At 60.4% G+C, this 13,969-nt stretch carries 11 protein-coding genes and 2 pseudogenes; 4 read left to right on the top strand and 9 right to left on the bottom strand.

All coding sequences use genetic code 11. The features are described from left to right. Positions 1–127: 127 nt before the first annotated feature. The 3 genes from AC0969_RS19080 to AC0969_RS19070 all read right to left on the bottom strand — a co-directional run bounded on the left by AC0969_RS19080 (position 128) and on the right by AC0969_RS19070 (position 3,064). Positions 128–1,135: a BsuBI/PstI family type II restriction endonuclease gene (locus AC0969_RS19080; protein ID WP_479625730.1), complete on the bottom strand. Its 1,008-nt coding sequence runs from the start codon at positions 1,133–1,135 to the stop codon at positions 128–130. Positions 1,136–1,139: 4 nt separating this feature from the next. After that, entirely contained in the window at positions 1,140–2,150 is a 1,011-nt protein-coding gene (locus tag AC0969_RS19075) for a DNA cytosine methyltransferase (protein WP_479625729.1), read from the bottom strand. Between the two features lie 77 nt (positions 2,151–2,227). After that, positions 2,228–3,064 carry a metallophosphoesterase gene (locus AC0969_RS19070; protein WP_479625728.1) on the bottom strand — a complete coding sequence of 279 codons (837 nt, stop codon included), beginning with the start codon at positions 3,062–3,064 and terminating at the stop codon, positions 2,228–2,230. A 200-nt stretch (positions 3,065–3,264) separates the two neighbouring features. Here AC0969_RS19070 and AC0969_RS19065 point away from each other — a divergent pair, with 200 nt between their 5' ends. Next, positions 3,265–3,429, top strand: coding sequence for a hypothetical protein (locus AC0969_RS19065; RefSeq protein ID WP_479625727.1), 165 nt, complete (start codon positions 3,265–3,267; stop codon positions 3,427–3,429). Here AC0969_RS19065 and AC0969_RS19060 read toward each other — a convergent pair whose 3' ends face one another. Beyond that, complete coding sequence (locus AC0969_RS19060) at positions 3,430–4,401, bottom strand: LysR family transcriptional regulator (RefSeq protein WP_479625726.1); 972 nt, start codon at positions 4,399–4,401, stop codon at positions 3,430–3,432. It abuts the gene before it with no gap. Positions 4,402–4,807: 406 nt separating this feature from the next. Between AC0969_RS19060 and AC0969_RS19055 the strand changes: the two genes are divergently transcribed. Next, complete coding sequence (locus AC0969_RS19055) at positions 4,808–5,359, top strand: hypothetical protein (RefSeq protein ID WP_479625725.1); 552 nt, start codon at positions 4,808–4,810, stop codon at positions 5,357–5,359. Between the two features lie 98 nt (positions 5,360–5,457). On the opposite strand, the gene AC0969_RS19050 is transcribed toward AC0969_RS19055, so the two are convergent. Continuing rightward, complete coding sequence (locus AC0969_RS19050) at positions 5,458–7,320, bottom strand: phosphoenolpyruvate carboxykinase (GTP) (RefSeq protein WP_479625724.1); 1,863 nt, start codon at positions 7,318–7,320, stop codon at positions 5,458–5,460. 229 nt (positions 7,321–7,549) lie between these two features. Here AC0969_RS19050 and AC0969_RS19045 point away from each other — a divergent pair, with 229 nt between their 5' ends. Beyond that, the gene (locus tag AC0969_RS19045) at positions 7,550–7,738 is read left to right on the top strand and encodes a hypothetical protein (protein ID WP_479625723.1); all 189 of its coding nucleotides are present in this window, start codon (positions 7,550–7,552) and stop codon (positions 7,736–7,738) included. Positions 7,739–7,780: 42 nt separating this feature from the next. On the opposite strand, the gene AC0969_RS19040 is transcribed toward AC0969_RS19045, so the two are convergent. After that, on the bottom strand, positions 7,781–7,933 hold the full coding sequence (locus tag AC0969_RS19040; RefSeq protein WP_479625722.1) for a hypothetical protein: 153 nt from the start codon (positions 7,931–7,933) through the stop codon (positions 7,781–7,783). A 257-nt stretch (positions 7,934–8,190) separates the two neighbouring features. Between AC0969_RS19040 and AC0969_RS19035 the strand changes: the two genes are divergently transcribed. Next, on the top strand, positions 8,191–10,506 hold the full coding sequence (locus AC0969_RS19035; protein WP_479625721.1) for an ATP-binding protein: 2,316 nt from the start codon (positions 8,191–8,193) through the stop codon (positions 10,504–10,506). Here AC0969_RS19035 and acuI read toward each other — a convergent pair. From acuI to dcm, 3 genes and pseudogenes are all read right to left on the bottom strand, one after another. Further along, complete coding sequence (acuI, locus tag AC0969_RS19030) at positions 10,496–11,494, bottom strand: acrylyl-CoA reductase (NADPH) (RefSeq protein ID WP_479625720.1); 999 nt, start codon at positions 11,492–11,494, stop codon at positions 10,496–10,498. The two genes, AC0969_RS19035 and acuI, sit on opposite strands and share 11 nt — an antisense overlap. 283 nt (positions 11,495–11,777) lie before the next feature. Further along, positions 11,778–12,095: pseudogene (locus AC0969_RS19025) on the bottom strand (HNH endonuclease); the annotation flags it as partial. 528 nt (positions 12,096–12,623) lie between these two features. Beyond that, a pseudogene (dcm, locus tag AC0969_RS19020) lies at positions 12,624–13,832 on the bottom strand (DNA (cytosine-5-)-methyltransferase); the annotation flags it as partial. Positions 13,833–13,969 lie beyond the last annotated feature (137 nt).

Genomic DNA, 13,969 nt, shown 5'->3' with positions numbered 1-13,969 from the left:
ACATGGCTTTCGATGCACCTCAACCACGCAACCCGCTAAATCCCTTCGCTTCGTCTTGATTTTTGTCGCTGGCACATTGGCCGCTTGGTCATCCGCAGAATTGTGCAAGTGGCTCAATTAAATAGCACTAAGAATGCGATACATCTGAGCCGTGCGATGTATGCGGCCCCAGAAATTTATGGCCGTTCAGGTGGATCATGTGCTCGGGCGCATCGGCAATCCAGACCTCGGTTTCCCAGGCAATATCTTTGGCGAATTTTCGGTAAATACTGCGGTCAGGAAAGGCCGTGATGAAGATCACCTCGGCAGTGCAGTCTGCCGTCAATGCCAGCAAGGTTCTGCGGCGCATTTCGGTAATGGGGTTGGCGCTGGTCACAGCTTCAATCAGATACAGCCAATTTTTGCTGGGCGAATAGGCCACCACATCCGGCAATTTATCGTGCGCCAGTTCAAAAAACTGCAACGCAGCAAGGCCCGCTTGGTCAATATGCAGGCTCTTGTTCGCGGTGTCGCCCACATACAAAACCTGGGCGCCGTAGCCAAAGATCGGCAGGAAGCTTTCAATGACGGCTTTTTGCAGCAGGTTGTGGCTGCCAGGGCTGAAGTGCAGTGCAACACCGGCAGAGATTTGCACGGGCACACGCGCCAAATCGCGGTTGCGTTGTAATTCAACCGCCAAGCTGGTGCGCCCATGTAAAAACACTTTGAGCGCAGCTGCCCAGCCCGACGTGCCGAACTGTCGAATCACCTGCACAGCAATCGGCGACACCGCAAAACCACGCGTGCCGTCATTGGTGTTCGCATCGGGATTCTTCGCACTGTTTTGGACGATCAGCGCCTCTACGGGCAACACCAAATCCTTGCGCCGGATATCGTCATACGAGCTGTCTGCAATGTTTTCATCCAAGTGGGTGTTCATCCATTTGATGATTTGGCGCGACTGCAAAGGGTGGTGGTCACCGGTGCCCTTGGCATTTCGCCACGGAACGCCAGGCTGGAGTCCCGCCACGGCCAGAAAAGCTTTAGCCATCTTTTCTTTGCGCCTCACTGTCAACCCATCCAGTGGAACGCCGAGGGCTTCTAAAACTTGCAAGGCCTCTGCGACCAGGGATGGAATGCTTTGGGGTGTTGCCATGAAATCAGATAAGACTCAGTTGTGCCGGATGGCGGCGGCTTTGGATGCCCTGCGCATCCAGCCGCTCGGGTGACGCCAGATAGTCCCGAAAGCTGCCTGCGATGGCGTAGGCCAGCAGCGGCGGCACGGCGTTGCCAATCTGGGTGTACATGCTGGTGTCGCTGCCTTGAAACTCAAAATGGTCTGGGAAGCTTTGCAAGCGTGCGGCCTCGCGCACGGTAAGCCTGCGTCTGCGGCCATCGGGGAGCTTGACGCGGTGCATGTCACCGGTTGCACCGGCCAGATTGCGGCAGGTGACGGTGCGGGCGGGCCGGTCCAGATGCAAGTCGCGCGGGGTGATGCAGCTGGAGGCTTTTTCGTACTTGGCGACATAGGTATCCATGCTTTCGGTCAGAAACTTGGAGTTGGCATGGACTTGTGTGGCCAGCTCGGCCAGAGCCGCCCCCGCTGTGACGCGGCTGGGTTGGGCCAGAGGGTAGTGAAAGGCACCCCGGTGGCCCACCACAATGACCCGCTCGCGGTTTTGCGGCACACCGTGGTGTACGGCGTTGATCAGCTTGAATTCCACCACGTAGCCCAAGCCTTCCAGCTCGGCAATGATGGCTTCCAGATAGTCTTTGTTGCGGTACATCAGCCCCCGGACGTTCTCAAACATCCAGATGTCGGGCTGGGCCTGTTCCACTGCCGAGATAAAAGCCGGAAAGCCGTCGCGGGCATCGCGGATGCCATTTTGGTGGCCACCCACGCTAAACGGCTGGCACGGCGGCCCGCCAATTACCACCTGCGCTTTAGGGAACACAGTGTGCGCGTCGAGTTTGACGTGCTTGCAGTCCCCGTGCAGGTTGTGGCGGTAGGTGGCGCAGCAATCGGCATCCATCTCAAAACCCAGCGTTTCAAAACCTTGCGCCTCAAACCCCAAAGCCAGACCGCCGCAGCCTGCAAACAGGTCTAAAACGAGCGGCGTGAACGCGCCTTGGGGGCGCAGCACCTGGTTGTTGTGGTCGGCATAGGTCATAGCCGGGCAAGTTTAAAGGCTTTGTCTACCAGCATCACCAGCCCTATTTCAAGCCAGTTTTGACTGCTATTTTTTATCTATGCCAACGTAATGCACTGCCCCGCCAGAAACCCCACTTGCTCGTTCTTGCGCGCATAGCCCAGCGGATTTGCCACCACCCGGCAGCCTTGCTGGGTGTAGTCGCTGGGGGCGTGCAAATGGCCGTGCAGCCAGAGCTGGGCCTGGGGCAGCAAGTCGTCCAGCGCGTTGCAGAACCCGGCGGTGCCGGGGGTTCGGCCGTAGCGCGGGTCGGCGCTGTGTAGGCTGGGGGCGAAGTGGGTCACCACGACGGTGTTGCCGGCATGCGGCACGGCCAGGGCGCTGCGCAGCCATTGCTGGCAGACGAGGGCCTGCGCGCGGATGCCGTCGGCCAGCATCGGCAGGCCATGGCGGTTGGCGCTGTTCTTCTTTAAATAGTAGTTGGCAGCGCGAAAGGCCTTGTCGCGTGCCTTCAGCTGCTGGCCCAGAGTGGCGGCGCTGTCGTCAGCCAGCGGGCCAAGGGCATCGAAGTCGCTCCACAGCGTAGTGCCGATGAAGCGCGTGCCCAGCAGCTCCACCACTTCGCGCTCCAGCCAGATGAGGCCCAGCCGCTCGCAGGTGGCGCGCAGGCGAATATGGGCTGCATCGAAATCTTGCCCGTCGTATTCATGGTTGCCAGGCACAAACAGCACCGGCGTGGGCCAGCCTGCACCACCCGCAGAGGGCGGCAGGGGCGAGAAACGGGCCAGGCCAAAGTCGGCATCGGCCAGCTGCGAACCAGCCTGGTAGGAGCCGATATCGCCCGCCAGCACCAGCACGTCGGCCCCTGGCGCAGGGGTGGGAACAAAGTGCGGGTGCACTTCGAGGTGCAGGTCGGAGAGGAGTTGGATCTTCATGGGTATCGGTGTGGGGGCGCTATTTTGGTGCGTAAAAAGTCACGAATCGCCGATCTGAGGCGTGAATGCACGAAGTTATGCGTTTCGTGCATGGTTCAGGGCTTGCAAACCTAGGGATAACCCTTAATCTAACCCTATCGCAATGTGACCCCTCGGGGAATGGTGTTCTTATGTTTAGTTTATTTGTTCAATTTTTCGCCGTGACCCATGCCCGCCGCCTGGCACGCGCAGCCCAGCAAGGCCCAGATACCGGCAGCTTGGCGCAAAGTCTGATGCAACGCGCAGATGCCTGTGCCGGCCGCGACCCCCGCCAGTCGGCCGAGCTGCGCGATGCGGCAAAGATGATTTTGAGCGTCACCCGCTAATCACCCGCCCATGTCTCCCGGTGCGTAGGCCTTGGTAGCCGCACGCGTTACGGCTTGGCGCAGCCACAGGTGCGCCGGGCTACTTTCCATGCGGCGGTGCCACAGCGCATCGACATGGACCGCAGGCACCTCAAATGGCAACGCCCGCTGCTCCAGCGCATTGGCCGTGCTAATGACTTGGGCGAAATGCTGCGGCAGCACGGTCAGCAGATCGGTCTGGGCGGCGATATAGCCCGCTGTAAAAAACTGGTTCACGGTCATCACCACCCGGCGCTTACGCTGGATCAGCGCCAGTGCTTCGTCAATAAACCCAAATGACCGCCCCGCAAAGCTGACCAGCATGTGCCGCGCCGCGCAAAACTGGTCCAGCGTAAGCCCCCCCGCCGCCAGCGGATGGCCGCGCCGCATGGCACAGACGTAGTGGCCGTCGTACAAGCGCAGATGTGCGTACGGAATGCCTTTGCCCACCTGCGCACGCGCAGCCAGATCGGCCAGCACGGCGGGGAAGAAGCCCACGGCCAGGTCCAGGGATTCGTCCTCCAGCAGTTTGCGCGGGTCGCGCGAGGCCAGCGGCACCACGTGCAAAGACACGCCGGGGGCCTCCGCCTCCAGAATGCGCAGCAGGCCGGGCAGCAGTTCGGCGGCCGTGGCATCGGCCATAGCCAGTACAAAGCTGTCGTCGGCATCGGCCGGAGCGAAGGCGCTGGGGGCCAGCGAGCTTTGCAACTGCCGCAAAGATTCACGCACCGTCGGCCACAGGGCCAGCGCACGCGGCGTGGGCTCCATACTGGGACCAACGCGGCGCACCAGCTCGTCGCCCAGGCTGTCGCGCAGACGGCGCAGGGAGTTGCTAACGGCGGGCTGGGTGATCGACAGGTTCTGCGCGGCACGGGTCAAGCTGCGTTCGGCCATGACTTCGTCAAATACGCGCAGCAGATTCAGGTCAAAAGTGCGGAAATTGGGTGGGTTCATGGTGGGGGCGGCAAGGGTTTTGTAAAAATAAAACCGTGTTTGTTGCCAAATAGATACATAGAGCCTGCGGTCTAAATCTGAAAAATAGAAAACAAGGGTAAACCCTAAAAACAGACAGTCTAAAACGGTATAGCTATATTGCCAATTAGTTCCGCTATATTTTTAATAGCTGTCTGCGCTTATATATTCTTATCAAAACCCTTATTTGGCATTTATTTTTCAGAAACATGGACGTTTTGGATGCGGCACGGTCGTGCTATTTCTGGCCTTCTTTGCATCGACTCATCACGGATGTGAATGTAGATCATCACAAAGATAAATTTAGAAAATACTAGTGCAAACCCTAAGATCCGTTTGCGTTCAAGGCGATCCCGTCCAGAACGCATTGTTCTAAAAGGAAATTACCATGACCAGCTTTATCAACCCCAGCCTTCTTACCGAACATCCCGGCGTAGTACGCGCTGAAGCGGTTGCCACGGCAGCACGTGGGCTGTACCAGAATTTTGATTCCACCCGTGGCCTGGCCACCATGCTGCTCGCAGCCGTGGTGTCCGCACTGGTGGTCGCCGCAGACCAGTTGGTCGATACCTGGGCCGAAGACCATTTGCTGATGGCTTGGGTCATCGTCTGGGCGGTCGGCTTTGCCGCCATCGCATTGTTTGCTGGCAGCGCCCGCAGCATGGCCAGCCGTGTGGTCAAGGCACTCGATGCCTGGTCGCTGCGCGAAGCCCGTGCCCGTGCCGACAAGCGCCTGTGGGCCACCGCCCTGAGCGACCCCCGCATCATGGCCGACCTGCAAGTCGCGATGGGCCGCGCCGAGCAGGCCGACATTGCCGCCAGCGCAGTGGCTGAAAAGCCGAAAGCCAACCGTCTGGGTCGCGCCATGCTGCGGGCTTTTGACCTGTTGGATGCACAGGCCTACAACGCCGCCAGCTACCGTGTAGGCGCCAACATCTAAGCGCCCAGATATATCCCGGCTCGAAAAAAAGCCCCGCCCATCGCAAAGATGGGCGGGGCTTTTTGTTGCGCGCTACGTTATGCGTTATGCCTTATGACTTATGCGGCAAGCCGTTTTTCGAGAGCTTCCTTGGTGTCTACCAGCGCCTGGGGCAGGTGGTAGGCCAGCTGCGTGAACAGCTCGGTGTGCAGCACCAATTCTTGCTGCCAGGCGGCTTTGTCGATGTGGGTCACGGTGTCGAACTGGTCGGAGGTGAAATCCAGCCCGGTCCAGTTCAGCTCGCCATAGGTGGGGCTGATGCCGAAGATGTTTTCCTGGCCAGCGGCCTCGCCTTCGAGGCGGTCAATCATCCACTTCAACACGCGCATGTTTTCGCCATAGCCGGGCCACACAAACTGGCCGTCGGCACCCTTGCGGAACCAGTTGGTGCAGAAGATGGCGGGCGGCTTGGTGCCCGATGTGGCCATCTTCTCGCCCATGTTCAGCCAATGCTGAAAATAGTCGCTCATGTTGTAGCCCATGAAAGGCAGCATAGCGAACGGGTCACGGCGCACCACGCCCATTTGACCCGCAGCGGCGGCGGTGGTCTCAGAACCCATCGTGGCGGCCATGTACACACCTTCGGTCCAGGAGCGGGCTTCGGTCACCAGCGGCACGGTGGTGGAGCGGCGGCCACCGAAGATGAACGCGTCAATCGGCACACCAGCAGCATCGTCCCAGGCATCGTCGAGCGCCGGGTTGTTGGTGGCGGCCACGGTAAAGCGCGAGTTGGGGTGGGCCGCTTTGGCACCGGTGGCGCGGGCGATGGCGGGGGTCCAGTCGTTACCTTGCCAGTCGATCAGGTGGTCGGGCAGGCTGCCGGTGTCTTTTTCCATGCCTTCCCACCACACGTCGCCGTCGTCGGTCAGCGCCACATTGGTGAAGATCACGTCCTTGTCCAGGCTGGCCATGCAGTTCGGGTTGGTGTGGTAGTTGGTGCCGGGGGCCACACCAAAGTAACCGGCTTCGGGGTTGATGGCGTACAGGCGACCATCGGCACCGGGCTTGATCCAGGCGATGTCGTCACCAATGGTGGTGACCTTCCAGCCGTGGAAACCAGCGGGCGGCACCAGCATGGAGAAGTTGGTCTTGCCGCAAGCGCTTGGGAAGGCCGCTGCCACGTGGTATTTTTTGCCTTGGGGGTTGGTCACGCCCAGAATCAGCATGTGCTCGGCCAGCCAACCCTCGTCACGGCCCATGTTGGAGGCAATGCGCAGTGCAAAGCACTTCTTGCCCAGCAAGGCGTTGCCGCCGTAGCCGGAGCCGTAAGACCAGATTTCGCGTGTTTTGGGGAAGTGCACGATGTACTTGGTCTTGTTGCAAGGCCATTTCACATCCGCCTGGCCCGCCGCCAAGGGCGCCCCCACGGTGTGCACGCAGGGCACAAAAGCACCATCGGTGCCCAGCAGGTCGATCACCGCTTTGCCCATGCGGGTCATGGTGCGCATGTTGACGGCCACGTACGGGCTGTCCGACAGCTCCACGCCAATGTGGGCGATGGGCGAACCCAGCGGGCCCATGCTGAACGGCACCACGTACAGGGTGCGGCCGCGCATGCAACCGGCAAACAGCGGGTTCAGGGTGGCGCGCATCTCGGCGGGTTCCATCCAGTTGTTGGTCGGGCCTGCGTCTTCTTTTTTGTCGGAACAGATGTAGGTGCGGTCTTCGACCCGGGCCACGTCGCTCGGGTCGCTACAGGCCAGAAAGGAGTTGGGGCGCTTGGCCGGATTGAGCTGCCTGAACGTACCGGCCGCCACCAATTGCTGGCACAGGCGGGCGTATTCGTCAGCGCTGCCGTCACACCAGTAAATGGCATCGGGCTGGGTGAGTGCGGCCATGTCGGCCACCCAGGCCAGCAGCCGGGTGTTGGTGACGTAGGCGGGCGCGGTATGGGCCAGGCCTGGCAAGGTGCGTGCGTTCATCGGGGGAGCTCCTGAGTTGTAAATCTTTGACGGATTACGCAGCGCCCTCTGCACGGCCCTCTGGGCGTACAGAGACCCTGCGTAAGTCCGGTCGTCTTTTCAAAAGAGGGCTTCGTGCGGTGGGCACTGCGAGCGGCCTTTTCAGAAAACGGCTTTGCAACCTCGGAGGGCTGGGATGCCAATTTTAGAGACGCACTGCCAAGTTACAAAGCGATTACACGTAACTAACATGCAAAAATTGCATGACTATATGCATAACTGTATTTCAAGAGAAAAAGGGCGTAACCGCACAGGCAAACAGCGCCAGCAGCTATCAAAAGCGCAGCAAATGGAGAAAAGAGGGGATGAAAAGAAAAGACGCGTTCTTCGTTGCAAAGAACTTTGCGCCAGCCCTGCGTGGGGACGTGACGCTATTTAATCAATAGCTGCTTGCGCATGCTGCACAAGCGCTAGAGGCCAGTTAGGCCATAGAAACGGCGATAAAAGCCAGCAAGAAAATCAACACACCACCCACGATAGGCAGCACCACGGGAATCAGCGGCACGATGGCCTCGACAGCGTCGGCCGGGGCACGATCGGCGGTGCTGTGGTCATCGGCGTGGGGTGCGGACATGGGGGACTCCTTGGATTTTGGGTGTCTATCATTCTAAGCGTATAGCAGCGCTGAAAAGGACCCACAGGATTGACACCAGACCCGCTGTGCGCCCAGAGGGCGGTGCGGCATAAATCCTCATCAATACGAGGCATTCGTGTTATGGGAATATTAGGGAACGGGGTCTTCCCATGCCCCAGCCGCTGCGTTATGGTGCAGAAACGGTACGACGGGCTTTGCCTCTATCTTGAACGAGCCTTGTTGCTAGGAGCCTACCCATGGTGAAGCGTCTGGTTTTCGATCCTGCGAATCCGCAGCTGGTGCCGTCCCCCGGCCTCAAGACCGCGCCGGTGCTGGATTTGATGTGCTCGCACTTTGTGTTGACCTTGGTGGCCCGCCAAGGCCCCAAGTTCAATGTGCGGCGCGACCTCAACAGCCTGCTGGCGATGGCCGGGCGGCACTTGGTGTGGCCGCAACCGGTGCTGCTGCGGCTGCGCGAATTCCTCACCCGGCGCTGCAAAGACAACGAATTCTGGCGCGGCCATGCCACCCTGGACACCACCGACTTTCTCGAACGCCACGGCGTGTGGCGCGGCCCGTACGAAGAAGGCACCTTGTTCTTCTACCTGGACGAATACGCCAAAGACCAGCCCAAAGATTTGCTCTCCGCCCTGGCCGTGACCGGCGAATGGCTGACCCACGCCCTCAAAAAGCAGTCCACCCTGGTGGAAAAAAACATCGACGCACTGTCCGGCCTGCTGCAACTCAACAAGGCCGAACGCGCCCTGCTGCTGTACGGCACGCTGGCCCGCTACCAACGCGATCTGCGCACCATCCTGGTCGAGGTGAAGGTGAACAACGCGCCCGAGGCCTACGCCGCGATTGCCGAAGTCGCCGGGGTCAGCCCGTCCGACGTGGGCGAGGCCCTGCGCGCCGGGTCGCGGCTGGAGCGCATCGGCCTGGTGGAAAACCTGATTTCCGAGCACAACATCACCGACCTGGCCGACCTGATGAAGGTCAGCGAAAAGCTCCCCCCGGTGCTGATGCGCGAGTACCGCGACCAAAGCGAGCTGATGGCCGTGTTCACCCGCCCGGCCGCCAAAAGCGCCCTGGCTTTGGGCGACTTCACCTACGTGCTGGACGACGCCCAGGTGCTGGTGAGCCTGCTGCGCAACGCCGTGGCACGCAAGGAACCGGGCGTGAACGTGCTGCTCTATGGCCCGCCCGGCACCGGCAAGACCGAGCTGGCCCGGGTGGTGGCCCAGGCCGCCGGGCTGGATTTATTCGAGGTGGAATACGCCGACCGTGACGGCAATTCCCTGTCCGGGCGCGACCGCTACCGCTCGCTGCAAATCGCCCAGGTGTTCCTCAAAGGCAGCGTGCAGGCCGCGCTATTGTTTGACGAGGTGGAGGACGTGTTTCCACCCATCAGCTCCGAGGCTGCGCAGCTTATGGCCCGCGCCGAACAGGTGGCAGCCCCCGGCACAGCGTCGGTCAGCGGCAAGGCCTGGGTGAACCAGATTTTGGAATCCAACAGCGTGCCCACGCTGTGGGTGACGAATCGCATCGAGCAGATCGACCCGGCTTTTCGCCGCCGCTTTGCCTACCACCTGGAGCTGAAATCGCCCCCGCCCGGTGCCCGCGAAGGCCTGGTGCGCAAAACGCTGGAGGGCGTGGCCGTAAGCGACGCGTTTGTGGCCAAGCTCACCGAGCGCAAGGGCCTGACCCCGGCGCAAATCCGCACCGCAGTGCGCTTTGCCGGGCTGGTCACCCCGGCTGCCGACACCACGTTCGAAGGCCTGATCGACCGGCAACTAAAAAACGCCGACCGGGCCCTGGGCAACAGCGCCAGCGACCACACCCAGCGCCCCAGCGCCACCAGCTACAACCTGGACATGCTGCACGTGGAAAGCCGCTTTGACATTCCCCGCACCGTGCAGGCCCTGAAGGCGCGCGGCCACGGCACGCTGTGCTTTTACGGCCCCCCCGGCACCGGCAAAACCGCGCTGGCCGAGCACATCGCCAAGACGCTGGACCAGCCCCTGATCATCAAGCAGGCCAGCGACCTGATGAGCAAATACGTGGGCGAAACCGAGCAAAAAATGGCCGCCATGTTCAAAGAGGCCGAGGCTGAGAAAGCCGTGCTGCTGCTGGACGAGGCCGACAGCTTTTTGCAAGACCGGCGCGGCGCCCAGCGCACCTACGAGGTCACCGAGGTGAACGAAATGCTGCAAGGCATGGAGCGCTTTCGGGGCATCTTCATCTGCACCACCAATTTGCTGGACCGCATCGACCAGGCCGCGCTACGCCGGTTTACCTTCAAGATCCAGTTCAAACCGCTGCTGCGGGCGCAACGCGAAACTATGTTTGTGCAAGAAGCCTTAGGTGGCGATATGGCGCTGCTGACCGATGTGCTGCAAGTCCGGCTGGCCAAACTGGAGCAGCTCTGCCCCGGTGATTTTGCAGCGGTGAAGCGCCAAATGGAGATTCTGGACACCGCCCTCAGCCCCGGCGAGTTCATGGAGCAGCTAGAGGCCGAGCACCGCATCAAACCCGAGGTGCGGGAATCGCGGGGCATCGGCTTTATGCAGTAGGGGTTGCCCGCTGCACATCCACCACCACCCGCCCGCGCACCCGGCCCTGGAGCAAATCGGCCGCCACGGCCACGGCCTCATCCAGGCCGATTTCACGGGTCATGGCTTCCAGTTTGCTGGTATCCAAATCCTGCGCCAGGCGCTGCCAGGCTTGCTGGCGCAGAGGCAGCGGGCACATCACGCTGTCGATGCCGTAAAGCGTGATACCGCGCAGGATGAACGGGGCCACGCTGGCGGGAAAGTCCATGCCGCCCGCCAATCCACACGCAGCCACCGCACCGCCACGCTGCGTGGTGGCGCAGGCGTTGGCGAGAGTGTGGCTGCCCACGGCATCGACCACCCCGGCCCAGCGCTCTTTGCCCAGCGGTTTGCCGGGGGCACTGAGTTCGGCCCGGTCGATGATGCTGCGGGCGCCCAGCGCGCGCAGGTAATCCGCCTCGGCCGGGCGGCCGGTGCTGGCCACCACGCTGTAGCCCAACTTGGCCAGCAAGGCGATGGCAATGCTGCCGACGCCTCCGTTGGCCCCGGTGACCAAAATCTCGCCGTCCGCCGGGCGGATGCCGTGCTTTTCCAGCGCCAACACACACAGCATGGCGGTGTAGCCCGCCGTGCCAATGGCCATCGCCTGGCGCGTGCTGAAGGCCGGGGGCAGGGCCACCAGCCAGTCGCCCGGCACGCGGGCCTGCTGGGCCAGCCCGCCGTTGTGGCTTTCGCCCACGCCCCAGCCGTTCAAAATTACCTGGTCGCCCGGCTTCCAGGCAGCGTGCGCGCTGTGCGACACCGTACCGCAGAAGTCGATGCCCGGCACCAAGGGAAAACGCCGCACCACGGGCGACGCGCCGGTGAGGGCCAGGCCGTCTTTGTAATTCAGGGTGGACCATTCGACGCGCACGGTGACATCGCCATCGCTGAGTTGCGCATCGCCAATGTCTTGCAGGGTGGCGTGGGTGCCGGTGTCGTCTTTGGTAACCAGAATGCCTTTGAACATGGTGTGTCTCCTGAAAAATTTTTAAGCCAAATCGGCATCTGGCGCATATTGCACCTGCGCTGGTAGCTATGCTTTTAGGACTATTGCCGAGCAGTCTCATAGTGAGGTTCAACAACTGGAATGATGCGTTGGCACTCTAGGCATTCGCAAACAAAGACCTGCTCAAAGTCAATATGAGTTATTTCAAGCAACATCAATCTTGACCCACACGTATGGCAAGTGTCCGGTTGTTCGGTCATGCCTTGATAAACGGTGTCTGGTGGAAATTCCCATTTCATGGCGGCTACTTTTGGTTGTCCACAAATATTGAACTCCGATGCCACGCTAAAAACTCTAGCCGTGGAGCAAAGCGCTCTGGTGATTCAATTGTTTGCCCATGCAATGGCATCAAAACCTCCTTAATAAATACATCATCGCTGCGCTGCAAATCTTCAGAGATGACGATTTTCAAATCGTCAGAAAGTGTCATTAGTCCCTTATCGAACGCCCGATCGTGGATGGCCGACAAGCACAGCCCATTGCGCGGATTCAGCCGATTTGCCTTGTCACTGCTCCACGGCACGATGTGGCTGGCGATCAGTAAGCGGGTGTCTGACAGGCCCGACATGCAGCATCGCCCCCGGTAGCTACTGAGGACGGCGCGGCGAAAGAAGTGCTGTTTGATGCGCTGGGTGGTCAAAACCTGCCGGGTTTCGCCTGTGAAATCTTCAGGCAATAACGCTGCATCTTCGGTTTCAAAATCTGCCACGGCAGTGGGGGCTAGTTGCTGGCGCAGCAGTTGGCATTCCACCGCTAAACGCTCCCAGTCTGCGTTGAATTCATCCCACACCGCACGGTCTAAGGCAGATGCATTACCCAGCCCTACACGTCCGGTGTTGGTGATGGCCGGGTCGATGCTGGCAATGTTGAGCATCTTCATCGCCACTGCGTCGGAGGTACGTCCGATGACTTTGGCCAAGACGATGATTTCTGGATTGCGCCCGTGGATGCGCCCATACGGAATTTGGCAATACAAGTGGAAAGCCAGCTTGATTTGCTCTTGGGTCCAACGTCCTGTTGCCATGATGTTTTTCGGCACGATGGCGGGTGGGGCCGCCCGGGCCGATTCCTTGGGGGAAATGAGTGAGGCAATCAGTTTACCGACGGCCTGCACCATCGGGACGACCGCCGCATCGGCAAAAAGCTGGTAGGCCCGCGTATCTGACACCGGAATCTTGAACGTATCCGGAAACCCCATCAGCCGCGCACATTCCCGCGGGGTGAGGCGGCGGGGGTTCTTTTTGGGGCCTTGGCTGAACAGAATCTCAGAACCGTCTTTGTAGTAGCGGGCTGACAGGGTGCGGGTGACGCTCTCTGGCGTAACCAGCCCAAAACCAAAGCCGTTGCCCGCCGCTTGGTGCTTCTTTTTATAGTTTTGCAGGTACTGCCAGAGGTTGTCGGTCAGGGTGTATTTGTCGAGAACTTGGTGCTTGGTGTGGTCGTAGAAGTTGCTGCCGTCGGCTGCCAGTGCGGGCTCGGCGGTCTTTTTGTGCAGCACTTCGGCCAGTGTGTGTGCGCCCTTGGGGGGCAGGTCCACCATGCCCCAGTCGAAGGGGGTGGGTTCGCGGAAGCCCACGATGATGATGCGTTCGCGGTGCTGGGGCACAAAGTGGGCGCCGTCGATCACTTTGTGAAAAACCTGGTAGCCCAGCTCGTCGCGCAGGGTGCGCAAGATGACTTCAAACGTGCGGCCTTTGTCATGGGACTGGAGGTTTTTGACGTTTTCCAGCATGAAGGCTTTAGGGCGCTTAGCGGCAATGATGCGGGCCACGTCAAAGAACAGCGTGCCCTGCGTTTCATCGGCAAAGCCGTGGGCGCGGCCCAAGGCGTTCTTTTTGGACACGCCCGCTATGGAGAACGGCTGGCAGGGGAAGCCGCCCAGCAGTACGTCGTGGTCGGGGATGTCAGCGGCATTGATCTGGGTGATGTCGCCGTGGATGGGGTGCTGCCCGCCAAAGTTGGCCATGTAGGTGCGCTGGGCGTAGCTGTCCCATTCGCTGGTGAATACGCATTCACCCCGGATGCCCTCAAACGCGAGGCGGATACCGCCAATGCCGGCAAAGAGGTCGATGAATTTGAAGTCTGCGTCGGGGTTGTGGCTGGGCTGAAAGGGCAGTAGCCGTTGCAACGCCATGCCAACGTACTGGGGCGGCTGCGATTCACGCACCTCCCAGCGGCGAACTTGCCTTTCGCTGACGCCTAGGTGCTTGGCAATGGCAGCTTGGGAGTGGTGCTGGCGGGCGGCGGCGAGGTAGACCAGCGCGGCCGAGTCGTCTTGGGTGGTGAGGGGGTGGTTCATTTGGGGATTTTGCCGGACATTTAGTCCGGTTTTTAACCCCCTGATAAAAAAGACAGTGCTCTCCTGTTTTTGCTGTGTATTTTTGGGTGATAGGTAAGGTCATTTTTCGAATAAAAAGAACCTCTAGCGCACGTACT

The sequence above is a fragment of the Rhodoferax sp. LB1P47 genome, assembly GCF_056521445.1.
The sequence above is the reverse complement of the archived record's forward strand: the minus strand, read 5'-3'. Positions and strand labels throughout refer to the sequence as shown.

Coding starts and splice junctions, on each gene's coding strand:
- AC0969_RS19055 (WP_479625725.1), top strand. CDS start 4,808: ATGACCAGCTTTATCAACCCCAGCCTTCTTACCGAACATCCCGGCGTA.
- AC0969_RS19060 (WP_479625726.1), bottom strand. CDS start 4,401: ATGAACCCACCCAATTTCCGCACTTTTGACCTGAATCTGCTGCGCGTA.
- AC0969_RS19080 (WP_479625730.1), bottom strand. CDS start 1,135: ATGGCAACACCCCAAAGCATTCCATCCCTGGTCGCAGAGGCCTTGCAA.
- AC0969_RS19045 (WP_479625723.1), top strand. CDS start 7,550: ATGCAAAAATTGCATGACTATATGCATAACTGTATTTCAAGAGAAAAA.
- AC0969_RS19050 (WP_479625724.1), bottom strand. CDS start 7,320: ATGAACGCACGCACCTTGCCAGGCCTGGCCCATACCGCGCCCGCCTAC.
- AC0969_RS19040 (WP_479625722.1), bottom strand. CDS start 7,933: ATGTCCGCACCCCACGCCGATGACCACAGCACCGCCGATCGTGCCCCG.
- AC0969_RS19075 (WP_479625729.1), bottom strand. CDS start 2,150: ATGACCTATGCCGACCACAACAACCAGGTGCTGCGCCCCCAAGGCGCG.
- acuI (WP_479625720.1), bottom strand. CDS start 11,494: ATGTTCAAAGGCATTCTGGTTACCAAAGACGACACCGGCACCCACGCC.
- AC0969_RS19035 (WP_479625721.1), top strand. CDS start 8,191: ATGGTGAAGCGTCTGGTTTTCGATCCTGCGAATCCGCAGCTGGTGCCG.
- AC0969_RS19070 (WP_479625728.1), bottom strand. CDS start 3,064: ATGAAGATCCAACTCCTCTCCGACCTGCACCTCGAAGTGCACCCGCAC.